The sequence below is a fragment of the Catenovulum adriaticum genome, from assembly GCF_026725475.1.
In the GTDB taxonomy this organism is placed as follows: domain Bacteria; phylum Pseudomonadota; class Gammaproteobacteria; order Enterobacterales; family Alteromonadaceae; genus Catenovulum; species Catenovulum adriaticum.
Map to the genome: position 1 here is coordinate 1676146 of NZ_CP109965.1, position 24400 is coordinate 1700545.

At 37.2% G+C, this 24400-nt stretch carries 22 protein-coding genes; 15 read left to right on the forward strand and 7 right to left on the reverse strand.

Going from position 1 to position 24400, the window contains the following annotated elements; translation table 11 throughout:
• Nucleotides 1-7 precede the first annotated feature (7 nt).
• Together scpB and galE are read right to left on the reverse strand one after the other, a co-directional pair.
• On the reverse strand, nt 8-562 hold the full coding sequence (gene scpB, locus OLW01_RS07460; RefSeq protein ID WP_268073162.1) for an SMC-Scp complex subunit ScpB: 555 nt from the start codon (nt 560-562) through the stop codon (nt 8-10).
• Nucleotides 563-866: 304 nt separating this feature from the next.
• Nucleotides 867-1880, reverse strand: coding sequence for a UDP-glucose 4-epimerase GalE (gene galE / locus OLW01_RS07465; protein ID WP_268073164.1), 1014 nt, complete (start codon nt 1878-1880; stop codon nt 867-869).
• 410 nt (nt 1881-2290) lie between these two features.
• Here galE and OLW01_RS07470 point away from each other — a divergent pair, with 410 nt between their 5' ends.
• On the forward strand, nt 2291-3304 hold the full coding sequence (locus OLW01_RS07470) for a LacI family DNA-binding transcriptional regulator (RefSeq protein ID WP_268073166.1): 1014 nt from the start codon (nt 2291-2293) through the stop codon (nt 3302-3304).
• A gap of 129 nt (nt 3305-3433) precedes the next feature.
• On the opposite strand, the gene galK is transcribed toward OLW01_RS07470, so the two are convergent.
• The 3 genes from galK to OLW01_RS07485 all read right to left on the reverse strand — a co-directional run bounded on the left by galK (nt 3434) and on the right by OLW01_RS07485 (nt 6359).
• Complete coding sequence (gene galK / locus OLW01_RS07475) at nt 3434-4576, reverse strand: galactokinase (RefSeq protein WP_268073168.1); 1143 nt, start codon at nt 4574-4576, stop codon at nt 3434-3436.
• Nucleotides 4577-4578: 2 nt separating this feature from the next.
• Nucleotides 4579-5622 (reverse strand): UDP-glucose--hexose-1-phosphate uridylyltransferase, encoded by a 1044-nt coding sequence (locus tag OLW01_RS07480; protein WP_268073170.1) that lies wholly within the window; start codon nt 5620-5622, stop codon nt 4579-4581.
• A 377-nt stretch (nt 5623-5999) separates the two neighbouring features.
• Nucleotides 6000-6359 (reverse strand): hypothetical protein, encoded by a 360-nt coding sequence (locus tag OLW01_RS07485; protein WP_268073172.1) that lies wholly within the window; start codon nt 6357-6359, stop codon nt 6000-6002.
• A 325-nt stretch (nt 6360-6684) separates the two neighbouring features.
• Here OLW01_RS07485 and ccoN point away from each other — a divergent pair, with 325 nt between their 5' ends.
• From ccoN to ttcA, 12 genes are all read left to right on the forward strand, one after another.
• Complete coding sequence (gene ccoN, locus OLW01_RS07490) at nt 6685-8133, forward strand: cytochrome-c oxidase, cbb3-type subunit I (protein WP_268073174.1); 1449 nt, start codon at nt 6685-6687, stop codon at nt 8131-8133.
• 11 nt (nt 8134-8144) lie between these two features.
• The gene (gene ccoO, locus OLW01_RS07495; protein WP_268073176.1) at nt 8145-8753 is read left to right on the forward strand and encodes a cytochrome-c oxidase, cbb3-type subunit II; all 609 of its coding nucleotides are present in this window, start codon (nt 8145-8147) and stop codon (nt 8751-8753) included.
• A gap of 5 nt (nt 8754-8758) precedes the next feature.
• Nucleotides 8759-8959 (forward strand): cbb3-type cytochrome oxidase subunit 3, encoded by a 201-nt coding sequence (locus tag OLW01_RS07500; protein ID WP_268073178.1) that lies wholly within the window; start codon nt 8759-8761, stop codon nt 8957-8959.
• Complete coding sequence (gene ccoP, locus OLW01_RS07505; RefSeq protein ID WP_268073180.1) at nt 8956-9927, forward strand: cytochrome-c oxidase, cbb3-type subunit III; 972 nt, start codon at nt 8956-8958, stop codon at nt 9925-9927. Before OLW01_RS07500 ends, ccoP begins: the two co-directional genes overlap by 4 nt.
• Before the next feature lie 254 nt (nt 9928-10181).
• Nucleotides 10182-10676: a FixH family protein gene (locus OLW01_RS07510; protein ID WP_268073182.1), complete on the forward strand. Its 495-nt coding sequence runs from the start codon at nt 10182-10184 to the stop codon at nt 10674-10676.
• Nucleotides 10677-13040, forward strand: coding sequence for a heavy metal translocating P-type ATPase (locus tag OLW01_RS07515; RefSeq protein ID WP_268073184.1), 2364 nt, complete (start codon nt 10677-10679; stop codon nt 13038-13040).
• Entirely contained in the window at nt 13037-13270 is a 234-nt protein-coding gene (ccoS, locus tag OLW01_RS07520) for a cbb3-type cytochrome oxidase assembly protein CcoS (protein ID WP_268073186.1), read from the forward strand. Before OLW01_RS07515 ends, ccoS begins: the two co-directional genes overlap by 4 nt.
• A complete protein-coding gene (locus OLW01_RS07525; protein ID WP_268073188.1) occupies nt 13267-13914 on the forward strand; it encodes a sulfite exporter TauE/SafE family protein in 648 nt (215 codons plus the stop codon). Before ccoS ends, OLW01_RS07525 begins: the two co-directional genes overlap by 4 nt.
• A gap of 34 nt (nt 13915-13948) precedes the next feature.
• On the forward strand, nt 13949-14653 hold the full coding sequence (gene fnr, locus OLW01_RS07530) for a fumarate/nitrate reduction transcriptional regulator Fnr (RefSeq protein WP_268073190.1): 705 nt from the start codon (nt 13949-13951) through the stop codon (nt 14651-14653).
• 281 nt (nt 14654-14934) lie between these two features.
• Nucleotides 14935-15678, forward strand: a complete 744-nt coding sequence (locus OLW01_RS07535; RefSeq protein ID WP_268073192.1) for a MauE/DoxX family redox-associated membrane protein — start codon at nt 14935-14937, stop codon at nt 15676-15678.
• A gap of 142 nt (nt 15679-15820) precedes the next feature.
• Nucleotides 15821-16765: a universal stress protein UspE gene (uspE, locus tag OLW01_RS07540; RefSeq protein ID WP_268073194.1), complete on the forward strand. Its 945-nt coding sequence runs from the start codon at nt 15821-15823 to the stop codon at nt 16763-16765.
• A gap of 147 nt (nt 16766-16912) precedes the next feature.
• Nucleotides 16913-17854, forward strand: coding sequence for a tRNA 2-thiocytidine(32) synthetase TtcA (ttcA, locus tag OLW01_RS07545; RefSeq protein ID WP_268073195.1), 942 nt, complete (start codon nt 16913-16915; stop codon nt 17852-17854).
• Nucleotides 17855-18138: 284 nt separating this feature from the next.
• Here the strand turns inward: ttcA and egtD are convergent, their stop codons facing one another.
• Both egtD and egtB read right to left on the reverse strand, forming a co-directional pair.
• A complete protein-coding gene (gene egtD / locus OLW01_RS07550; RefSeq protein ID WP_268073197.1) occupies nt 18139-19158 on the reverse strand; it encodes an L-histidine N(alpha)-methyltransferase in 1020 nt (339 codons plus the stop codon).
• A gap of 14 nt (nt 19159-19172) precedes the next feature.
• Nucleotides 19173-20486, reverse strand: coding sequence for an ergothioneine biosynthesis protein EgtB (gene egtB / locus OLW01_RS07555; protein WP_268073199.1), 1314 nt, complete (start codon nt 20484-20486; stop codon nt 19173-19175).
• 444 nt (nt 20487-20930) lie between these two features.
• On the opposite strand from egtB, the gene OLW01_RS07560 reads away from it, so the two are divergent.
• A complete protein-coding gene (locus OLW01_RS07560) occupies nt 20931-21773 on the forward strand; it encodes an ion transporter (RefSeq protein ID WP_268073201.1) in 843 nt (280 codons plus the stop codon).
• A 305-nt stretch (nt 21774-22078) separates the two neighbouring features.
• Nucleotides 22079-24391, forward strand: coding sequence for a diguanylate cyclase (locus tag OLW01_RS07565; protein ID WP_268073203.1), 2313 nt, complete (start codon nt 22079-22081; stop codon nt 24389-24391).
• The last annotated feature ends 9 nt before the right edge of the window (nt 24392-24400 follow it).

Sequence of the window (24400 nt, forward strand, 5' to 3'; positions counted from 1 at the left end):
GATAAAGTTAATGAGAAGTGATTTGCTCCGACAGCTTGTCTTCAATTAGCGCAGGCAAATCTTCGAGACATTGTAACCCAAAATAGTCTAAAAACGATGCAGTTGTTGCAAATAAAGCAGGCCGACCGGCAACTTCTTTATGACCGATAACTTTAACCCAGCCACGCTCTTGTAAAGTTCTTATAATTTGACTGCTCACCGCAACCCCACGCACCGATTCAATTTCACCTCGAGTAATAGGTTGTCGATAAGCAATGAGCGCTAAAGTTTCTAACATAGCACGAGAATATTTAGGCGCTTTTTCTTGCCATAATTGGCTAACCCAAGGGCTTAGGGTTGAACGAGTTTGAAACCGATAGCCAGATCCTAACTTAACCAGTTCTATTCCACGCGGATCAAAATCGAGTTGAATTTTTTTTATCAGTTGAGATATTTTGCGTTTAGACAAAGCAAATTCGGCTAATACCGAGCTTTGTAACTGCTCAATGGTTAAAGGTGTATCTGATGCAAAAATAGCAGCTTCAATAATTTGCTGAAACTGTATATCATTTTTTTTTGCCATAGAATTTATAACGCAATTACAAATAGAGTGCAGGTGATATTACCCTAACTCAATCAGAGTTTAAATTGAATTCGACGGCGAAGCTAACAGAATAAAATTCAGTAACTGTATAAATCTATATTTTAGAAAATACATTTCACTTTACCGCTTGGCGAGTTATATGATGGGATATGTATACTATCATCAAACGAGAGTTTTTCTGTTTCATTCAAACAGAAAAAGCTGATTTTCAAAAAAATCAGCTTTTGCCATTTACGCAAATAAAATATAAGTCAATGCCTTAGCATTAACTTAATCAGCTTAACTAGCTCTCATAACCATTTGGATTATTTGATTGCCAGCGCCATGTATCTTCAGCCATTTCTTTAACGTCACGCTTAGCAGTCCAACCTAATTCTTTTTCTGCAAACGTCGGATCAGCATAACATTGCGCAATATCACCCGGACGTCGTGGCGAAACTTGATAAGGAACCGGTTTACCACTGGCAGCTTCAAACGCTTTAACCATATCTAATACACTGCTGCCTTTACCTGTACCTAAATTATAAACATGCGTACCTGATTTGTTATGTAATTTTTCTAATGCTTGTACATGACCACGCGCTAAATCTAAAACATGAATGTAATCACGCACCCCGGTACCGTCAGGTGTTGAATAATCGTCACCAAATACTGATAACTTTTCGCGCTTACCAACTGCGACTTGAGCTATAAACGGCATGAGATTATTCGGGATGCCATTTGGATCTTCACCAATTGTGCCACTTTTATGTGCACCGACTGGGTTAAAGTAACGCAGTAAAACCACACTTAGTTTATCGTTCGCAAAAGACACATCTTTTAAAATTTCTTCAACCATCAGCTTGCTACGACCGTACGGGTTTGTAGCGCTTAATGGAAAGGACTCTAAAATTGGAACACTCGCAGGGTCACCATATACAGTTGCTGAAGAGCTAAAAATAAGACTATAAACTTCATTTTTAAGCATACAATCAACTAAAATTCGAGAGCCATTAACGTTATTATCATAATATTCAAGTGGTTTTTCGGTTGATTCGCCAACGGCTTTTAAACCAGCAAAATGAATAACAGAATCAATTTTGTGTTCATTGAAAATCGTATTTAGTGCATCAAAATCACGAATATCTGCTTGATAAAACGGGATCGTTTTTTGGCAGATTTTTTCAACGCGTTTTAACGCCTCAGGTTTACTATTAACCAAGTTATCAACGACAACAACTTCATGACCAGCTTCGATTAAATCAATTGTGGTATGCGAACCAATATAACCTGCACCACCTGTTACTAATATTTTCATAAATCACCTGTTAGCTTACGAGCTTATTTATTAATTAACTTCGCCAAGGTTATACGTTTAACCTTAATATGAAAAGTATTTTTGATGAATTAACTTAAATAGTTAACATAATGCAAAATATAATCATGATAAATTGCCTTTTTTAAGATAAAATCACTAAAATTCATTAAATTTTGATAATTTTAATTACGTGGCTAACTGACTAAGCTCAAAACGATCATTTGTCATACTTTCAAAATATAGATAACGCCTCCAATTAATGGCGTTAATCCATCAATCCAAACTGGCTATATTTTTCAGCATTAAGTAAAACATAATAACAACATAGATTTAGCGTAACGACAAACTGAGTATAAAATGCTAAGCGACCAGTTAAAGCGAAAAATAAAACTTAGGTAAAACGATTAAACATGGCAACGATTAAAGACATAGCAAAAGCAGCTGGCGTATCACTCGCTACCGTCTCACGAGTAATTAACGATGGTCCTAAAGTGGGCGATAAAACTCGAGCGCGGATCAAAACCATTATGAAAGAAATGGGATATCGCCCAAATGCTAATGCCCGGGCATTAGTTAATCAAAAAAGCGCGTCTTTAGGGGTTGTTATCGCTGAATTAGCCGACCCATTTTTTGCGACTCTTGCACATGGGATTGAAACAATAGCACGAAAAAAGAATGTTCAAGTTTTATTAAGTACAGGATCTATTGAAGCCAAAACTGAATTAAAAGCCATTGAAACTTTATTAGAACACAGATGTGAAGCTATGGTGGTACACAGTAAAGCATTAAAAGATAGCGTTTTAATTGAATTAGCTAAACAAATTCCGGGATTTATCTTAATTAACCGTTATATAGAAGAAATTAAACATCAATGTGTGTGGTTAGACAATATCGCGGGCGGTCAATTAATGGCAAATCATATGTTAAAATTAGGCCATAAAAAATTTGCTGTCGTATCTAGTAAGTATCAAATTGACGATCCCTATCAAAGGTTAGACGGTATCAGACAAGCGTTAATTAAAGCCGGTGTAGAACTCAACGAAGAAAACATAGAATATAGCAGCCCAGACCAAGAAGGGGGCGAGATTGCAATGCAAAATTTACTTACCCGTGGCGCTGATTTTACCGCAGTTTTAGGATACAACGATGCAATGGCTGCAGGGGCTATGACAACTTTATTAGATCAAGGTTATCATGTCCCTGATGATATCTCAGTTATAGGCTACGATGATGTATTATTATCACGTTATTGCCGTCCAAAACTCACCACACTCAAATATCCAATTGAAATGATGGCATCTCAAGCCGCTGAACTAGCGCTTAGCTTTGCATCACAGCCAAACTTACGTGAAAGCAACAAAGACAAAACTTATAAATACACGCCCACCATCATTAAACGTGAGTCTGTATTAAAAACACGTTAATTTACCTCAATATAAAAGCCGTTGCAGCGTAAACGGCACTATGCTATGTGGCCTAATACTCAGCGCTAAAACAAAAAAACCACAATGCAAATGATTGTGGTTTTTTTAAAATGTAATAGCGAATAAAAATTAAGCGAACGCGCCCTGCTCTGCAGTACAAATGAAGATAGATTCTTTCAAACCAGTTTCAGCTTGATATTTAGCTTCGATTGTGGCTTTAATTTTATCAACTAAATTATCTGGTACTAAAGCAACAACACAACCACCAAAACCACCACCAGTCATTCGAACGCCGCCTTGGTCACCTAACTCTTGATGAATCGTTTCAACTAAAAAGTCGATTTGCGACGTTGTGATCGCAAAGTCATCTTTCATAGACATATGCGAAGCACGCATTAATTCACTGACTTTAGCTGTTTCGCCATTATTTAACGCATCACACATGGCCAAAGTTCGGTCGTTTTCTGAAATGACGTGGCGCGCTCTTAAATAAGCAACGTCAGACATTTTATCTTTATCTGATTCTAATTGTGCCAAATTTGCATCGCGTAAGCTTTCTAAGCCCATCGCTTTTGCTGCTTCTTCACACTGTTCACGACGTAAATTATATTCACTATCAACCAAACCACGTTTAACATTTGAGTTGACGATAAATAAATTAAAACCTTCAGGTAACGAACTATGCTTAAATTCAAGTGAGCGACAATCAAGTAACATAGCTTGATCTTTTTTACCCATTGCTGAAATAAGTTGGTCCATAATGCCACATGAACAACCAACAAATTCGTTTTCTGCTTGCTGGCCTTTTAACGCTGCTTGAACACCCGTTAATGGTAAATTATTTAAACTGGCAAAACATTTTAATACCGCAATCTCAAAAGAAGCTGACGAGCTTAAACCTGCACCCTGAGGCACATTACCAGAAACCACAAAATCAACCCCTTTGATTTCAGGATAATCTTGCAATAAAGCAATTAATACACCACGGATGTAATTACTCCAAGTGTGCACTTCATCGAATTCAATTTGATCCAATGAAAAACTAACCAATTGATTATCAAAATCTAAAGCGCGCACATTCACTTGACGATCATCACGCAGCGAAGCGGCAATATCAGTACCAAAGTTAATCGCTGCAGGAAACACAAAGCCGCCGTTATAATCTGTGTGCTCACCAATTAAATTAACACGGCCTGGGCCATGGCAAACTAATTCTGGCGCTTGTCCAAAATACGCTTGATACGCCTTAGTTACTAAATCTTGTCTAGACATAATTATATATTCTCTTTGTAATGTGTTGCAGGAACAGCGCGTAAACGCTCCGCGGCTTGTTCTGGCGTAATATCACGTTGTGATTCCGCCATCATTTCATAGCCCACCATAAATTTACGAACAGTTGCAGAACGCAATAACGGCGGGAAAAAATGCGCATGTAATGTCCAATCTTGATGATCTTGTCCATCAAAAGGTGCGCCATGCCATCCCATAGAATAAGGAAACGAACAATTAAATAAATTATCGTAACGAGTAGTCACTTGTTTAATAATGTCAGCTAAAGAAGCTTTTTGTTCATCATTTAACTCTGTGATACGACTTACACTAAAGCGTGGTAACAATAAGGTTTCAAAAGGCCAAGCGGCCCAATAAGGAACAACAACGATCCAATCATCGTTTAGGCAAACCGTACGCTCACCTGATTCAACTTCACGTTTCACGTAATCTTCAAGTAAATTTGAACCTTGTTCTTGTTGGTACTTAGCAAAATTAACTAATTTTTTATTCGCCAACGTAGGCAACTGGTTTTGAGCCCAAATTTGCCCATGCGGGTGAGGATTAGAGCATCCCATCATGGCGCCTTTGTTTTCAAATACTTGAATCCAATTATAAGTTTTTGAAAGCTCAGCTGTTTCAGCTTGCCACGTATTAACGACATCCGTAATTTCAGAAATCGATAATTCAGGTAAAGTTTTACTATGATCCGGCGAAAAGCAAATCACTCGACTACAGCCTTGCTCTGTTGCCATTGTGAATAATGGGTCATCATTTGATGCAGCAGGCGTGTCGTCTTTTAATGCGGCAAAGTCGTTAGTAAAAACAAACGTTGACGTATATTTAGGATTGACTTCTCCGTTAATACGCGTATTGCCCGGGCATAAAAAACACTTTTCGTCATATGATGGTCGCTGCTCTGTGTCTGGTGTCTCAGACTGGCCTTGCCAAGGACGCTTCGCTCGGTGTGGAGAAACTAAAACCCACTCACCTATCATTGGATTATATCGGCGATGCGGATGTTCTGTCGGATCAAATTCTGTAGTCATATTTCACCTGTAATAACGCTGTCTATTCACATTTATTTAGACATACTAAACAAGCTGAAACGAACAAAAACCTGTCAGTACATCCGTAAATGAGCACACTTTAGCGTGAAATTTACCAAACGACAAGTAAAAAGTAAAACGTTTTACCTTAAATTATAAAAAGCTGTTAACAAAAGCATACAAAGCTATCGATTAAAATAAAAAAGTTAATATAAAACAGAACGATAAGAAAACAACGGAAATTTAAGCTTTGTGTTAGTTCGTTTTAAAAAAAACCTAATATTAATTTATTTAACATTATAGAACAATTTATTTTGTTAACAGTAACCAAAAAACTTATTTAATAGATGAAATCTCTAGTAACATGTACAACATTTTTATAATTGTGTCTCAAAGTTATATTGCAGTGGGATATTTTGGTTGTTTTGTTCAATGATTAATTGCAGTTGCCATCTCATTTTGGGGTTAACACAACTAGCGGGGATTAATTCTATTTTAGTATGTTGAGGCGTCATTGATTGAATCATTAAAGGGATTCTGCCCATATTCATGTTCAGGCCAATTAATTGTGCATCTACGACTTTAAATGGCATCTTAGATTGCAAATTTACAATATGTAACTGTTCAACCCGAATAGGATAAGGCGTAACACTAAGTTCAATTGGATCGCTTAACCCTTTTGAGATAACACAACTGGCTTGTGATAATTGTTCGCAATTAGGTAATGGTTTAGCCAAGTTACTTAATTTTACAATGTATATCAGTGAACAAAGTGTTATTAATATGATCAATATTTTTTTCAAAAAACACCTATTTTATAATGAAAGCATGACTAAATGATTAAAATGATGATGATATTGACTTAAATCATGTTTTTTTTAAAGTACACTGTATTTTTTTCTCCAAAAACCATACAATTTGCCCGATTTTAGCGATGGACAAGCTATTTTGCTTGGTTTTTGTGCAACCTGTTCAGAATCTAAACAAAATTAGCTATTATCTATACTTTAACCACACAACCACAACGGTAAACTTTTAGTTTACGCCTTGGATGAAATAAAAATGAGCGCAACAAGTTCTACAATTCCGAATTATAATTTTGACATAGTCAAAAAATTTGCGGTAATGGCTGTTATTTGGGGGCTAGTTGGAATGTCTGCGGGCGTTTTAATAGCTGCTCAATTAGTCTGGCCAGAATTAAATTTTGATACACCTTGGATCACATACTCTCGTATCCGTCCGGTTCACACTAACTTAGTTATTTTTGCATTTGGTGGCAGTGCCCTGTTTGCAACGTCATACTATGTAGTACAGCGTACTTGTAAAGTCGGCTTAATTAGTAATAAATTAGCAAGCTTTACATTTTGGGGTTGGCAGGCAGTTATAGCTTGTATCCTTATTACGTTACCGCTGGGCTTAACAAGCACAAAAGAGTATGCAGAATTAGAATGGCCTGTCGATGTACTCATTGCAATTGTTTGGATAGCCTATGCAATTGTCTTTTTTGGTACAATTGTAAAACGTACGGTTTCGCATATTTATGTTGCTAACTGGTTCTACGGCGCCTTCATTATCACAATTGCGGTATTACATATTGGTAATAGCATGGTCATTCCGGTCAGCTTAACTAAGTCATATTCTATTTATGCTGGCGCGGTCGATGCTATGATGCAATGGTGGTACGGTCACAATGCGGTTGGCTTTTTCTTAACAGCCGGTTTTTTAGGTATGATGTATTATTTTGTACCAAAACAAGCTGAGCGTCCTGTTTATTCTTATCGTTTATCCGTTGTTCACTTTTGGGCGTTATGTGCGCTTTACATCTGGGCTGGCCCTCATCATCTTCATTACACCGCACTACCAGATTGGACTCAGTCGCTAGGTATGGTGATGTCTGTAGTATTATTCGTGCCATCTTGGGGTGGGATGATCAATGGTATTATGACGCTTTCAGGCGCATGGCATAAACTTCGTACCGATCCAATTTTGCGTTTTATGATTGTTTCGCTTTCTTTCTATGGTATGTCTACGTTTGAAGGCCCTATGATGGCAATCAAATCAGTTAATGCACTATCACATTATACTGACTGGACTGTTGGTCATGTTCACTCTGGCGCTTTAGGCTGGGTTGCTATGATTTCAATCGGTTCTTTATATCACTTAATTCCAAAAGTGTTTGGCCGCGAAAGAATGTACAGCATTAAATTAATTAATACCCATTTCTGGTTAGCAACAATTGGGGTTGTACTTTACATTGTGGCACTTTGGATTTCTGGGGTTATGCAAGGCATGATGTGGCGACAAATTAACGCTGATGGTACTTTAACTTATAGTTTTGTTGAGGTTGTTGCTAAAACCTATCCGTTCCACATTATTCGCTGGGTTGGCGGTTTATGTATCGTAAGCGGTATGATCATCATGCTATACAATGTAATAAAAACAATCCGTTCAGACAAAACGGCTGACGAAGGTTTACCTTCAACTAATAAATTGACAGAAGCAAACGCGTAGGAGTATTTGACATGGCAAATAAACATGAATTGCTTGAAAAGAATATCGGTTTGCTTTCAATTTTCACTATCATTGTAATTAGTGTCAGTGCATTAGTTGAAATCACGCCTTTATTATTTTTAAAAGAAACAAATCAACCTGTAGATGGTATGAAGCCTTATACGGCATTGCAAATGGAAGGTCGTGATATCTACATTCGTGAAGGCTGTGTAGGCTGCCATAGCCAAATGATCCGCCCTTTTAGAGCCGAAACAGAACGTTACGGCCATTACTCGGTTGCGGGTGAGTCGGTATGGGAGCATCCATTTTTATGGGGCTCAAAACGCACTGGCCCTGATTTAGCTCGTGTTGGGGGTCGATATTCAGATGAATGGCATCGAGTTCATTTAATCAACCCTAGAGACGTTGTACCTGAATCAAACATGCCTGGTTTTCCTTGGTTAGCCGAAAATAAATTAGACGGCGAATTAATCGAAGAAAAACTGACTGTGTTTCGTGATTACTATAATGTTCCATACACAGATGAAGATATTGCTAACTCAAAAGCTGCAGTAAAAGGTAAAACAGAGATGGAAGCTCTAATTGCTTATTTACAATCGCTTGGCACATCGTTGAAGTAATGATTATGGATTATGGTACATATCGCGGAATATACACCATTATAATGATGCTAGTTTTTGCTGGCATTGTATGGTGGGCATATAGCAAACACAGTAAAAAGAAATTTGATAATGCTGCTCAGTCTATCCTTGATGATGAGGATGTGAAGGCACAAAAAAGCAGCAAAACCAAGCAGGATCAACAAGATTTAGAGGACAAAACATGAGTACTTTTTGGAGTTTATGGATTTCAATTTTATCCATTTTAACTTTAGTTTTTGTATTTGTTTGTTTATACCTGAACATGAAAAACTACCCTGGCGTGAAAGAAGGTGAATCAATGGGTCATGAATTTGACGGCATTGAAGAGCTGAATAACCCACTACCAGGTTGGTGGACAAAAATGTTCTGGGTAACAGCAATTTGGTCTGTTTATTATTTATTAGCCTACCCTGGTTTAGGTAACTACACTGGCTTTTTAAATTGGACCAGTTCAAACCAAGGCATCACCTCTTTGGCGCAATCTAAAGCCGAAACCGAACAAGGTTTAGCTGAAGGTTTACACGTACAATATGATCGTGAAGTACAAGCTGCCAATGAAAAATTTGGACCTATTTTTGAGCAATATGCATCACAAGATATTAAAGCGTTAGCTGATAATGACGAAGCGCTGGAAATAGGCCAGCGGTTATTTTTACAAAACTGTTCTCAATGCCATGGTTCTGATGCTCGTGGTGGTACAGGCTTTCCGAATTTAACCGATAACGATTGGTTGTATGGTGGTACCCCAGAAAAAATTAAAGAAACCCTGATGCAAGGCCGAAACGCACAAATGCCAGCTCAACTTCCAGCTTTAGGTGAGCAAGGTATTAAGCAAATGACTCAATTCATATTAAGCCTAAGTGAAACAGGTCGTGAGTTTGATGCAGGCATGGCCAGCGCTGCTGAACCTAAATTTGCAGTATGTGCTGCTTGTCATGGTGCTGATGGTAAAGGTAGTGTTGCGCATAACTTACCTTTTGGTGCGCCTAACTTGACAGATGATATCTGGTTATATGGCGGTTCCGAAAGAGCAATTCAAGAAACGCTTACCCATGGCCGAAATGGGGTAATGCCAGCTTGGAAAGATATTTTAGGCGAAGATAAAGTACATTTGATTAGTGCTTATGTATACAGTCTATCACAAGATAAATAACGACCTATCTTGTCATTAATACTAAAGCCCTGCTCTGCAGGGCTTTTTTTTGCTTGTTTAATGGCTTTGTGTTTTCAGGCTTAGGCTTTAAGGATATAATATACCCGTGTTACTTCAAGCAATCTGAACTTAAGTAAAGCTTAATTCAGCTAGATGTATAAAAACTGTTTTATCGCAAAGACTGTTTTAATAGCGCAATAATCTATTTTGCTTTAATCATTTATCACATGCGATAAACATAATAAGGTAAAGCAATGCAGCAGCAACCGACCCGCCCTTGGTATAAAGAACCATGGCCTTGGATTTTAATCAGCATTATTGTCATTCCTATGATAGTTGCCGTTATCCGTTTAAATATTTACAACGATTATAAAGTAGAAATGGTCGTAGACGACTATTACAAAAAAGGTAAAAGCATTAACCAGGAGTTTGCGCGAGAAAAACTAGCCCAATCTTATGGCATTAGTGCTCTTGTCAACTTTTCTGACGACAATATTGTGATCGATATTAATCACAATGAAAAAGCACCCGCGTTGGCTAACTTGATTATTTCGTTATATCACTCGACTCAATCCTTCAAAGATTTAAGTTTACGAGCAACCGCCAGAGCTGATGGCAGATTTGCGGCTGCGCTCCCTAATGAATTAACCGGAAAATGGCAATTAACGGTTGAACCTTATGACAAAAAATGGAAAATTCAAAAAAACATTTTTTTACCCGCGTCTAAGCAAATAATCATTACACCTTAAATGCATCAAACCTGTTATCACTGCTCCGAAGCTGTTCCTGCCGGCTGCCAGTTACAAATAATTGTAAAAGGCACGCCACAGCCAGTGTGCTGTAGTGGCTGCCAAGCTATTGCCAATGCTATTTTAGACGAAGGTTTAAGCCAATATTACAAATTTAGAGAAGTCCCTGCAGATAAAGCGAACGAACAAACTAACAGTCAAGTTGATGATTTAAAAGCTTATGACGAAACCAGCGTACAAGCAGAATTTGTCCAGTTTATAACCCCTACCCAAGCCAAAGCCGACCTTAGTATTGAAGGTATGCACTGCGCGGCATGCGCGTGGTTAATAGAAAAAAGGTTAATTCAACTTGTAGGGATTGAATCCGTTACCGTTAATTTAACTCAATCACGCGCAAAAATTTGTTGGGACCCAAACAAAGTTAAACTTAGCCAAGTATTTCTAGCGATTGAACACATTGGCTACCATGCCGGTGCTTTTAAACTGTCTGAAATTGAATCTTATTACCAAAAACGTAATAAACAATTTATGCGACAGTTGATCGTCGCTGGTTTTTTCACTATGCAAGTAATGATGTTTGCATTTGCGATGTATGGTGAAGTAATAGAGCCACAATATAATGAATTTTTTCGGTGGCTAAGTTTATTACTAACAACGCCGGTAATTTTGTATAGTAGCCAGCCTATTTTACGTTCAAGCCTGATTGCAGTTAAAAATAAAAGTTTAAATATGGATGTGCCTGTGGCACTTGCTATTTTAGGCACTTATTTTGCCAGTTGTTATGCCACTATAACTCATACCGGAGAGGTTTATTTTGAATCTGCGGCTATGTTTGTCTTTTTACTACTGACCAGCCGCTATATTGAGCACCAAGTAAAATCAAAAGCCACCAGCTTGTCAGCAAATATGCTAAAATTATTGCCTTTAGCGGCAAACAAAAAAAATGATAAAAATCAATATGAAGCAGTCGCGGCTAGCGCTTTAAAAACTGACGATATTATCTTAGTAAAACAAGGACAAACCATTCCGGCAGACGGTATTTTACTCAGTCCAGGCGCAATGATTGAAGAAGCAATGCTAACTGGTGAAAGCTTTCCAGTTGAAAAGCGCCAATCTCAAATATTATATGCTGGTAGCGTGGTAGTTGATCACAGTATCGAAATACAAGTTAGCGCAGCAGGCAAAGCCACCACTTTATCTCAAATCGCGCTACAACAAGAGCACATTAGTGAAAACCGTTCAGCCTTTATCAATGCCGCAGATAAAGCAGCTAAACAAGCGACACTAGGAATTTTAGTGCTAGCTGGGCTAACCTTTATAAGTTGGCAATTTTGGCTGTCTGATAATGGACTTTGGTACGCTGTTGCCGTTTTGGTTGCAACCTGCCCTTGCGCTTTGTCTTTAGCTTTACCAACTGCTTTATCTGCCTGTTCCAGCGCCTTAAAAATAAACGGGATATTAATCCAAAATACCCGAGCAATCGAGCAAGCTCATAGTTTAAAAGCAATCGCGTTTGATAAAACAGGCACCTTAACAACGGGACAGTTTGAAATTGAACAAACAAAAATAACCGATAAGTATCAATCATTGCCTATATTAGATTGGATAGCTCATTTAGAAGCCAGAGCAAATCACCCAATCGCTCAAGCATTTGAGCAACCTAAAACCGAAGCCAACATTACTCATTTTAAAATACTCCCCGGATTGGGTTTAAGCGCAACCATTGATCGGTATACTATTAGTATTGGCAGTAACAAGTTACTCAAGCAACCTGCTACTGACGATTATCACGGTGCGCAAATTTACATATTGATTAACGATGATTTTGCTGGGGCTATCTGGCTAACCGATACAATCAGAGATAATGCAAAATCCAGCTTAAATTTATTAGCACCCTACAAATGTATTTTAAGTGGAGATAGCAGCCCAGAGCTGGCAAAAGTAGCCGGCCAGCTTAATTTAGATTTTAAATCGGGTTTAACGCCCCAGCAAAAAACACACGCTTTAATTGATCTTAGACAAAAATATGGCCATACCGCGATGGTGGGTGATGGTATTAATGATGCATTGGTATTAGCCGAAGCTGATCTCAGTGTTGCCATGAATGAAGCCGCAGAATTAAGTAAATTAAAAGCAGATGTTATTCTATTAGGCTCTAACCTTGACAAAATCAACTTACTTATAAAACAATCTAAGCGTTTAAATAGAGTGATTAAACAAAATTTTAGTTGGGCTATCGGATATAACTTATTAGTGCTGCCATTAGCTGCAACTGGTATATTAACGCCTTGGATGGCCGTAATTGGTATGTCGACGAGTTCACTCATAGTCGTAATTAACTCAATGAGATTATTAAAAATATGAATGTTATTTACGTATTAATTCCACTTGCAATCATTATTGTGTTGGTTGCGATTGCTATATTTTTTTGGGCCGTTAGAAAAAATCAGTTTGATGATTTAGATCGCCAAGGTTATGAAATATTATTTGATGATGAAGACAATTCAACTGAAGCTATGCCTAAACAAAACAAACCTAAAGGCGATCCTAAAAATGATACTAATCAAGATAATCAAAACAACGCCTCCGTATGATTGATTTTTTAAGTGCATTTATGATTGGCATTATGGGTGCCAGCCATTGTCTTGTGATGTGCGGTGGGCTATCTGCCGCAATGGGTTTAAATCAATCATTTATCGCCACACTAACATATAATTTAGGTCGTATTATCAGCTATACCATTGCTGGCTTTTTATTAGGCCTACTTGGGCTTTGGCTAACTAAGCAGTTTGAATTTATTTTAATAGGCTTACGGCTCTTATCAGGCATTATGCTTATTTTGTTGGGGTTATATATAGCACGCTGGTTTATGGGTCTAACCCAATTAGAAAAAATATTTTCTGGTTTTTGGCAACTTATCGCACCTTTAGCACAAAAAAGCCTAACCAAAAAATCTTACTTTTCGCGTTTTATCAGTGGCATGTTATGGGGTTGGCTGCCTTGTGGATTAGTTTATAGCACCTTGACTTATGCAGCCGCTCAAGCAAACCCGATTCAATCTGCTTTAGTGATGTTTGCGTTTGGGTTGGGCACTTTACCCACTCTTTTATTAAGCGCGAGTTTAAGCCAGCAAATAAGCCAACTGATAAAAAATCAATACAGTAAAAATATTGCCGCTATTGCATTAATATTATTTGGTTGCCACACTATTTATATTGCATGGCTACAAATTTTATAAATCACTGAACCTATAATAAAAGACAGGTCAATTTATGAGTTTTAAAAGTACAGTCTCTTGTCAGAACTGTAGTATTAACCAACTTTGTTTACCTTTTTCATTAAGTGAATCAGAGATCAAAAGTTTAGATAACATCATTCAACGAAAACGACCACTTCACAAGGGCGATAAACTATTTGAAGCTGGTTTTTCATTTAACGCACTTTATGCGGTGCGTGCGGGTTCATTTAAATCTTATACATTATCAGAACAAGGTGAAGAGCAAGTTGTGGGTTTTCATTTACCTGGTGACATTATTGGTTTTGACGCCATCAGCCAGTATCAACATCCAAGTTATGCAACCGCATTAGAAACCGCAATGGTGTGTGAAATACCTTACGATATTGTTGATCAACTCAGCTCTGATTTACCTAAATTAAAGCGTCAGATCATGCGATTAATGAGCAATGATATAAAAGTAGATCGCGAGTTAATGTATTTGCTCAACAAGAAAACGGCCGAACAAAAGCTCGCCGCATTTATTTATAGCTTATCGCAACGCTTTAAAAACCGCGGCTTTTCTGAGACAGAGTTCAGATTAAGTATGACTCGTGCAGAAATTGGTAATTATTTGGGATTAACCGTCGAAACGATTAGTCGCTTATTTAGCCGGTTTCAAAAACAAGCAATTGTAGAAGTCGAATCTAAATGGATTAAAATTATCAACAAACCTGTTCTTGAAATGCTAGCTAAGGCTTAATATCTATTAAGTCTTTAGCCATCCCTTTTTACAAACATTCTATAGAATGCATACTACCAACCAATTTTTAACTCCACACTTAAAAAAAACAGGCTCCTTTAAACCTTTAGGTGGCACAAATTTTGAACGCAATAAAGAGATAATACCAAACTCAGGTTTATTAAGACTATGCGGATATTTGTGTGAAAAAAATACACATTTAGCATAAAAATTACACCTTTTGTGTAAAAATCCGTTTGGCTAATGCAAGACACGTTTCATTATTAATATTGGAGGCAGCGATGACTAAAAAGGCTACGCTCTATCGAATGGAAACATCAAACCATATTTGCCCATTTGGTTTAAAATCAAAAGATTTGTTAAAGCGATCTGGCTATTCAATTGAAGATCAAAAATTAACCACCCGAGAAGAAACCGATAATTTTAAGCAACAATATCAAGTTGAAACCACACCTCAAGTTTTTATCAAAGATGAACGAATTGGAGGTTATGACCAGCTTAGAGATTATTTAGGAAAAGAACCAGCCGGACAGCAAGGTATGAGTTATGCACCTGTGATTGCAATTTTTGCAGTTAGCTTATTATTAAGCTTTGTTTTCACGTTGAGTTTTACTGGGTTTGACGGCTTATCGAGCTTTTCAATTTCGTTACTTGAATTATTTGTTGCGCTATCCATGACAATTTTAGCCATTCAAAAATTACAGGATTTAGAGCAGTTTTCTAATTCATTCATTACTTACGATTTACTTGCGATGAAAGCGGTGCGCTACGCTTATATTTACCCATTTTTAGAAGCCTACGCAGGTATAGGCATGATAGCTAATTTACCCGCTTATACGGTTGCTCCCGTTTCATTATTTATCGGTATTGTAGGTGCAATCTCTGTATTTAAAGCCGTATATATAGACAAACGTAAACTTAAATGTGCTTGCGCTGGTGGTAACAACAAAGTGCCACTAGGGTTTATATCACTAACTGAAAATTTATTCATGATTACAGCCGGTGTTTGGATGTTTATTAGGTAAGCATTAAACGCTCTTTTGGGTTAACGCAAAATTTAACTTGTGATTACAAGTTTTAAAACTTGTAATCACAAGTTAGCTAAGCAGAAATCCATTTTTTAGCCTAAACTTAATAAGATTAAAGCAAGTCAGAAAGAGGTAAATCATGTCTGAATTCAACAAAATTCTCGCGATTATCGATGCAACAGACGAAACACAAAAATCTTTAAAGCGAGCTGTAGAACTGGCTAAAAAAACGGATGCTAGCATTACTGTTCTGTTAGTGGTTTACGATTTTTCTTACGAGATGACGACTATGCTCTCGGGTGACGAAAGAGAGTTAATGCGCCGCTGTATGATTGAAGAGCGTACAATTTGGTTAGATGAAATATTGGCGCCCTATGCAGATCAGGTTCAGCAAATTCGTCCTTTAGTTGAATGGCATAATCGTCCTTTTGAAGTTATTATAAAACACACTTTACAAGAACAATACGATCTCATCATAAAAGCCACTCATAAACATCACTTATTGCATTCGGTCATTTTTACACCCACCGATTGGCATTTAATCCGCAAAGCGCCTGTACCTGTACTTTTAGTTAAAGATCACGCATGGCCAGAACATGGAAATATCATTGCAGCCATAAACGCAGCCAACGATGAAATTGATCATAAAATTCTCAATCAAAATATTATAAAAATGGCCGGCAAGTTCGCAAAAATACTCAACGCGCAGCGCTACTTACTAAATTGTTATCCAGGTACGCCGATAAATTTAACTGTCGAAATACCTGAATTTGATCCCAATCAATATCGTCAAGCAATTCGTCAACACCACATAAACGCTACGCTTGATTACGCAAAACAATATCAAGTTCCGCAAGAGAATTGTTTAATAGAAGAAGGCCTACCAGAAGATTTAATTAACTCAGTTGCGAAAGAAAAAGACGCTGAGCTAATTGTAATAGGAACGGTTGGGCGCACGGGTTTGAGTGCTGCGCTATTAGGAAATACCGCCGAGCATTTATTAGATGCAGCTAATTGTGATGTTTTAGCCATTAAGCCAGATGGCTTTGTGTCTCCCGTAAAATTAGATGATAAAAAGCAGTAATACTTCGCTCAAATTAAGTTGAGTTAACCAACATTGCCATTTAAATTAACGTTGAAATGGCAATTCCTAAGTTAGATGACGCCGATAATATTGTGCTCATTTGTCTATACGTATATAATCCGCGCCTCAGTTAATATCGGGGCTTGTATGCAAACTTTAACCGCAAAACAACAGTATAATTTTAATAAACTTCAAAAACGAATCCGTCGAGGTGTTGGTAAGGCTATCGAGGATTTCAACATGATTGAAGACGGCGATAAAGTTATGGTGTGTTTATCTGGAGGTAAAGATAGCTACACTATGCTGGACATTTTATTATGTTTACAAAAAAGAGCACCTATCAATTTTGATATTATTGCGGTGAATTTAGATCAAAAACAACCAGGTTTTCCTGAGCATGTTTTACCTGAATATTTAACAGAGCTAGGCGTTAACTTTAAAATTGTAAACGAAGATACTTACAGTATCGTTAAAGAAAAAGTCCCCGAAGGTAAAACAACTTGTGCTCTTTGTTCACGTTTGCGGCGTGGTATTTTATACCGTACCGCAGAAGAGCTAGAAGTGACTAAAATAGCACTGGGCCACCACCGAGATGACATTTTAGAAACCTTGTTTTTAAATATGTTTTACGGCGGTAAATTGAAAGGTATGCCACCTAAATTAATCAGCGATAATAAACAACATATCGTTATCCGTCCGTTGGCTTATTGCCGTGAAAAAGATATTGAAACCTATTCAAATATTAAAGAATTTCCAATTATTCCGTGTAACTTATGTGGCTCACAAGATAACTTACAACGTCAGGTTATTAAAGAGATGCTGCAGTCTTGGGATAAACAATACCCAGGCCGCTTAGAAACTATGTTTAATGCGGTACAAAATGTTACTTTATCTCACTTAGCTGATCCCAGCTTATATAATTTTACCGGTTTAGTATCTAACCAAATGAATGAATTTAACGGTGAAGGGGATATTGCATTTGATAGCGAGCCACTAGTACCAACGCCTATCGATGAATCTCTCTATGGGGATGATAACCAACCTGAAGCATCTGAGCACATTCCTGTGCAAATCGTTAATTTAAGTTAACTCATATTCGCTATACACTCTAATATACCCAAATTTCTTGAGTATATTAGAGTAACATTATCTTACATGCCACTTGCATTTCCCGCTTAGACCAAGCTTTTATTTTCATAGAAATAAAGCGAAAATCACGATGAGGACGCCATTCAAGCTTCAATTCAAAAAATAGCGATTGAATAACGCTGTTACAAAATTTATATATCTAAAGCGCGTAAATCTTTATTATCCTTGCCAGATAGTCTCCATGACAATAATCTATTAAAATCATTACAAATGACAAATACGCCCTAACTTGTTGATAACAAATACAAACTAAACTGATTATTGGGCGCAACCCATTGTTGATTAATTTTCCAGCCAGCTTTAGCTGATAAGTGCATAAAATCTTGGCGATTATATTTGTAGGAGTTTTCGGTATGAATGCTTTCGCCTTCGGCTATATGAATGTTATGTCCACCAATGCAAACCACTTGATTCTTTTTACTCACTAAATGCATTTCAATTCGGCTTTTAACTGGGTTATAAAACGCATAATGTTCAAATTGCGCTAACTCAAAATTGGCGCCTGCTTGCTGATTTAAATGGTTTAAAATATTTAAATTAAAAGCTTTAGTAACCCCCTGCTTATCGTTATAGGCTTGGTGTAATACACTAGCAGATTTTTTAGTATCCACTCCAATTAATAAGTAGCCTCCCTTCCCCACAGAGCGTCTTACTTGATTTAAAAAATCAAGGGCTAAATTTTTATCAAAGTTACCAATGGTTGAACCTGGAAAAAACCCAAGTTTTATATGATTAGTTAATGTGGGCAATTTCACTTTTTGAGTAAAATCCGCTTCAATGGGTAAAATTTCAACACTTGGATACGCTGCTTTTAGCTTTTTTGCAGCAGACCGTAAATGCTCACCCGAAATATCAATCGGCAAATAACGTTTTATCTGAGGTATATGATTAAATAAGGATTTAATTTTTACCGAAGCCCCAGCACCAAACTCAATAACATCTATATCTTGGCTAAATTTTTGACTAAGCGCTTGAGCGACACTAGGCAACATCGCCATTTCACTTTTAAAAGGATAATACTCGTCTAGATCACAAATCTGCTCAAATAAAGCGGATCCTTTGGCATCATAAAAATATTTAGCGCAAAGCTCTTTTTGAGGCAAAGTTAATGATTGTAGCACATCGTCAATAATCGCTTGATTAAATTGAGGCGGGTTATGCTCAAACTGAGCTTGTGTCTTTAAATGTTCATCAGCTAACATTTCGGCTTCAAATCTATGGTTAATATATTTTGACATTGTCATATTCGTTATCCTTATTAAATATTTCTGGCAAGTCTGAGACCGGAAAATTGCCAACGCTGAGCTGGATAGAAAAAGTTACGATAACTATGACGAATTTGCTCAATCGGCGTGACGCAACTACCGCCTCTCAATACAAACTGACCACACATAAATTTACCGTTATATTCACCAACTGCACCGGATGCGACTTCAAATTTTGGGTAAGCAATATAAGGGCTACTCGTCCATTCCCATACATCACCATACATTTGTTGTAAATTAGGTTTATGTTTATCGCTCATTTGTGGTCGCCAATGATTTTGGCGCTGAAAGTTACCCTCAATATTTAACTGTTTAGCAGCAACTTCCCACTCAAACTCAGTGGGCAACCTTGCATTCGCCCAGTTAGCAAATGCATCGGCTTCAAAATAGCTAATATGACAAACGGGTGCATCCAACGATAAAGCTTGTAGGCCATCTAACCCAAATGAAAACCATCGGCCTGCTTTTTTTACCCAATATAAAGGCGCTTGCCAGTTTTGCTGCTGAACTTGTGTCCAACCGTCTGATAACCACAAGGTTGGGGTTTGGTATCCTCCGTCCTGCATAAACTCAAGCCACTGGCGGTTAGTAACCGGTGTATTCGCCAACTCAAAATTCTCTAAATAGACAAGGTGTTTAGGTCTCTCGCAGTCAAAGCTGAAAACATTTTCTTGTGCACCAATTTGATATAAGCCGCCTTCAAATTGGCTAAACCTTGTCTCAGCACCATTATTAGCTAATAAAGGTTTTTTATTTGTTTCAGCCGTTTGAGTGTCATCACTGTTAATTACCGGTGTCACTGTACGCATACTGGGATACAAAGGATTGCATGATAAAGCATGAAGTATATCCGTTAAAATAAGCTCTTGGTGTTGCATTTCATGATGAACACCCAGCTCAACTAATTCAACGACTCGATATGCAATATTAGGTTTAACAAGCAGTTTTGTAATAGCTTCATTTACATACTCTCTGTATTTAAAAACCTGACTCAGCGATGGCCGGCTTAATAGCCCTCTTTGCGCTCGAGTATGCCTCTCACCCAGCTGGTTATAGTATGAATTAAATAAATAGTTAAAATGTGGATCAAACGGCTTATAATTATCAACGTATTCCATCAAGATAAATTGCTCAAAAAACCAACTCGTGTGAGCTAAATGCCATTTGGTTGGGCTCGCATCCTCCATTGACTGCAACAACATATCTTCATCTGATAAGGTTTTCGTTAGGTGTACAGTTTGAGTGCGGCATTGGGTGAACTGTTCAATTAACAATATTACGTTTGATTGAGGGTTAGCGTTATTCACGCGATGCTTCATCCTTTTGTTCGTTTAACTTAACCTCAAATCGGGTTAAGGTTTATTCTAACTATGTGAATTACTTAACCTTATAGCTCTGCATGCTTTCCGAGCATTTTTTGCGTGGACAAGGCAAATTTAAGCGTCAATAGCTAGCCTATTGCAAGTAAATTTAACGCAGTCCCCCGTTATAAAAGCCCGCCTAAAACATATTTACTTAAACCGAGTTGAGGTTAACTTACATTATTCGATACTTAATAAGCTTAGAAGCCATAGATAAATTTACAAATGCAAATTAATATAAAATCTATTAATGAAGGTTTGATGACGAAAATAAAAGAATAGTTCGTGTTTTTGCTTGTTTGCCACTAATGCATAAAAATCAATTCAACTACCCGTGTAGATTCAGTTATAATTTGCGGGATTTCCATTGCACTGAGGTTTTGCACAAGCATGTTGCTACAACAACTACAACACACATTTAAACAAGTTGATCAGAGTCGAGTTTTTCAATCATTTGTTATTGCTGTCATCGTTATATCCGCACTCACTGTCGGCGCTCATACCTATTCACTAAACCCAGCTATTGAATTTATTTTGGAGTGGTTGGATAAAGGGATTACTTTTTTCTTTTTAGTTGAATTAATTATTCGTTATATCGCCACTAATAATTTTAAACACTTCTTCAAACAGGGATGGAATATCTTTGATACCATAATTGTTTTAGGCAGCTTATACCCTGCTGCAGGTTCAACCATATTTATCGCTAGGTTATTGCGTATTTTTAGAGTATTACGTTTAGTTTCAATGATTCCTGAACTGAGGTTGCTCGTTAATGCTCTAATTAAAGCAATCCCACAAATGGGCTATATTGCGCTTCTCATGTTCGTTATTTTTTATATATATGCGGCGGTAGGCAGTATGCTGTTTGCCAATATCAACCCTGAGCTGTGGCAAGATGTTTCAATCTCTATGCTCACTTTATTTAGAGTTGCTACTTTTGAAGACTGGACTGATATCATGTATGAAACCATGAAGGTTTATAAGCTCAGCTGGATATATTACTTGACCTTCATTTTTTTAACTGCATTCATCTTTTTAAATATGATGGTGGGTACTATTTTAGAAGTTATGAGCCAAGAGCATAGCAATATGAAAGCTCAAACTGAGCCGCCAAAACCAGAACCGGCAACGCAACAGCAAGTTGAACAATTGCAAAAACAGCTGACTGATATTCAACAAAGCTTGGCGCAACTTAGCTATGCTAAAAAGAACAAAGCAGATGAGTTAAGTTAAAACCTGCTAACCTTTTCATATTAATTTTCATTTTATGAGAATTCTCTCATAAAATGAAAATCTACTTCTTTTTTCTTTTTCACTTTCTTAGTAAAAGCCATGTGCATAACTGAACACAGTTCTTATATGATATTAGCTAATAATATAATGGTCTAAAATTTTAAACGTGGTATGCTTCATATATCTCAGTTTACTGTTTAATGCCATTTTTTAATTGACACGTATTGATCTAATTTAGATATACCGTTATATATTTCATCACCATCATTAATGATGTTGGTTATCCCATATTGCAAGGAGCTGTTATGGATAAAACAACTGACGCACGACAAAAAATTTCCAGCCAACTACTCGGCTCTTTATTAGTGAAATCTAGTCAATTGCCTATCCAAACTAAATCTGTCGCGGTCAGTATTATTTTAAGATTTGTTTTACCTGTGATCCTAGCAATAAGTTTAATTGCCTATTTAACTTATTGGCTAATTAATGCTTCGCTTGCCTCCCAAAATAAACAGCACATGCAACACACAGCTAATCAGACAGCTCATTATTTTGAACGAAATCAACATACAATTGAAGCAAATCAAATAATGTTTCGTCAGCATTTTCTTCAACACAATCAAACGGCGAATCAACCAAACAATTCAAGCTCAAGCCGACTATCGAATTTATCTTTAAAGCCCGGAATAACCAAATTAGATTCACAGTTAATTATTTATTCAAATCGAACGCAACCTCAGCAAAACGTAAACAGTTTACTCAAGCAAACAGCTGAATTTATGCTAGAGGCAGGGTTTGCTTGGTCAAAATACTCAACCGATTTATATTTATATAGTGAAAACGGCTTTAGCCTACATTACTGGCCAAGCTTAACAGCAACAGATAACATGATATTGGCACAACTCATTAATAATAAATTGGCTATTTTATCTCGGTTTGATGCTCAGTTAGAGGATTCAAACAAACCAACTTGGACCGCACCTTATTTTGATCAAAACAGCCAGCAATGGATAATGAGCTTGTTAACGCCCGTGACCTTAAATCAACAAAATGTAGTTTTGGCGCAAGATATACCTCTAGACCAAATTTTACCCAACCAAACAGACCTACAAAATATCCCTGAGCAATATCAATTTATCTTAACCGAAGAAGGTAATATTTTAGGCCACCCCAGTTATGATGCAATCAATACGAAAAATAACACTGCCCGTTTGCTCAATGTAAATAAATTATCAAATAGCCATTCCATTAAAAAACTCTATTTTGACATACAAGCGGTTTCACCCGATAAAAAAACCGCATTTTTTGAAAACGAAACGCAAAACAATTTAATTTATACCACCCAATTACCGCTTAATCATTGGTGGCTGGTGCAAGTGTATCCAAAGTCAAATTTACAACTAATGGCGAGACAGGCAGCTGAATTAATTATATGGCTTTGCATCGTTACATTTTTAGCTTTAATAGCTACTTTATTTTGGCTAATTAGAGATAAAATCACGCGTCCATTTCAGTCATTTTCTGAGCTTGCGACCCACATTAAAAATGGAGATTACCAATTATCGCATTATCCCGAAGTTAAACTGCCAACAGAACGCAAAGACGAAATAGGTTTAATTGCTAATATTTTTGTTGATACTTGTTCTAATCTGCAATTCACGCTTGAAAGCTTAGAAGACGAAATAACACAACGGACCTTAAATTTAGATCTCGCGTTACAAGAGCAAAAAGCCATTTTTAATAATGCCTACATTGGCATTTTACTCATTAAAAATGGCACAGTGACCAGTTGCAACAAGCGCTTTGAAGAAATTACCGGGTACAGTATTGCTGAAGTGATGACAGATTCAAAAAAGATAATTTCTTTAGACGACCGCAATTTGTTAACCGATATCAATTGGGTCAAAAATAAAATAAATGAGCTTGGTAGCTACATGATTGACTGTGAATTTGAGCATAAAAATGGCAATCGTTTTTGGTGCTCTGTTCAATTTAAAGCTATCGATAATCAACAGCTCGACAAGGGCATTGTGGTAACTATGGTTGATATCACCAAAAGACGAAATGCGGAGCTACTCCTCGCCAGAGAAGCAAGAATAGATGGCTTAACAGGAATAGGCAATCGACGCGCTTTTGATGAAGCTATTTTACTATCTTGCCGCCGAGCCCAACGTGAAAAAACCACTATCACGTTAGCTATTATCGATGTCGATTTATTCAAAAAATATAACGATTTTTATGGACATGTGGCCGGTGATGAAGCCTTGATCAAAGTTGCAAAACAAATAGCCAAAACAGCAAGACGGCCCTACGAACTGGCAGCTCGTTATGGCGGCGAAGAATTTGCGCTTATAATTCACGGCCAAACAGAGGTTCAAACCCAATTTGAACAGGTTATTAAACGTATTGAAAATCTCAATATTGAGCACAAAAAAAGCCCACATCAACAGCTAACTGTGAGTATTGGTGTGGTTACTATTACGGGTGATAGCCAAAAAATTTCAACTCAATGGTTGATCGAAAAAGCAGATGCTATGCTATACGAAGCAAAAAAATCGGGGCGAAACACCATAAAATGCCAAAATTTATCGCTACCACAACCTGAAGAAAAGAAGTAACAGCAGTAA

What these genes read in the sequence shown, in the direction of transcription:
- galE (WP_268073164.1), bottom strand. Translation starts at nt 1,880, where the DNA reads ATGAAAATATTAGTAACAGGTGGTGCAGGTTATATTGGTTCGCATACC.
- fnr (WP_268073190.1), top strand. Translation starts at nt 13,949, where the DNA reads ATGAGTTTTAAAAGTACAGTCTCTTGTCAGAACTGTAGTATTAACCAA.
- egtD (WP_268073197.1), bottom strand. Translation starts at nt 19,158, where the DNA reads ATGACAATGTCAAAATATATTAACCATAGATTTGAAGCCGAAATGTTA.
- OLW01_RS07560 (WP_268073201.1), top strand. Translation starts at nt 20,931, where the DNA reads ATGTTGCTACAACAACTACAACACACATTTAAACAAGTTGATCAGAGT.
- OLW01_RS07480 (WP_268073170.1), bottom strand. Translation starts at nt 5,622, where the DNA reads ATGACTACAGAATTTGATCCGACAGAACATCCGCATCGCCGATATAAT.
- ttcA (WP_268073195.1), top strand. Translation starts at nt 16,913, where the DNA reads ATGCAAACTTTAACCGCAAAACAACAGTATAATTTTAATAAACTTCAA.
- OLW01_RS07470 (WP_268073166.1), top strand. Translation starts at nt 2,291, where the DNA reads ATGGCAACGATTAAAGACATAGCAAAAGCAGCTGGCGTATCACTCGCT.
- ccoO (WP_268073176.1), top strand. Translation starts at nt 8,145, where the DNA reads ATGGCAAATAAACATGAATTGCTTGAAAAGAATATCGGTTTGCTTTCA.
- galK (WP_268073168.1), bottom strand. Translation starts at nt 4,576, where the DNA reads ATGTCTAGACAAGATTTAGTAACTAAGGCGTATCAAGCGTATTTTGGA.
- ccoS (WP_268073186.1), top strand. Translation starts at nt 13,037, where the DNA reads ATGAATGTTATTTACGTATTAATTCCACTTGCAATCATTATTGTGTTG.
- OLW01_RS07515 (WP_268073184.1), top strand. Translation starts at nt 10,677, where the DNA reads ATGCATCAAACCTGTTATCACTGCTCCGAAGCTGTTCCTGCCGGCTGC.
- scpB (WP_268073162.1), bottom strand. Translation starts at nt 562, where the DNA reads ATGGCAAAAAAAAATGATATACAGTTTCAGCAAATTATTGAAGCTGCT.
- ccoP (WP_268073180.1), top strand. Translation starts at nt 8,956, where the DNA reads ATGAGTACTTTTTGGAGTTTATGGATTTCAATTTTATCCATTTTAACT.
- OLW01_RS07535 (WP_268073192.1), top strand. Translation starts at nt 14,935, where the DNA reads ATGACTAAAAAGGCTACGCTCTATCGAATGGAAACATCAAACCATATT.
- OLW01_RS07510 (WP_268073182.1), top strand. Translation starts at nt 10,182, where the DNA reads ATGCAGCAGCAACCGACCCGCCCTTGGTATAAAGAACCATGGCCTTGG.
- ccoN (WP_268073174.1), top strand. Translation starts at nt 6,685, where the DNA reads ATGAGCGCAACAAGTTCTACAATTCCGAATTATAATTTTGACATAGTC.
- OLW01_RS07500 (WP_268073178.1), top strand. Translation starts at nt 8,759, where the DNA reads ATGGATTATGGTACATATCGCGGAATATACACCATTATAATGATGCTA.
- OLW01_RS07525 (WP_268073188.1), top strand. Translation starts at nt 13,267, where the DNA reads ATGATTGATTTTTTAAGTGCATTTATGATTGGCATTATGGGTGCCAGC.
- uspE (WP_268073194.1), top strand. Translation starts at nt 15,821, where the DNA reads ATGTCTGAATTCAACAAAATTCTCGCGATTATCGATGCAACAGACGAA.
- OLW01_RS07565 (WP_268073203.1), top strand. Translation starts at nt 22,079, where the DNA reads ATGGATAAAACAACTGACGCACGACAAAAAATTTCCAGCCAACTACTC.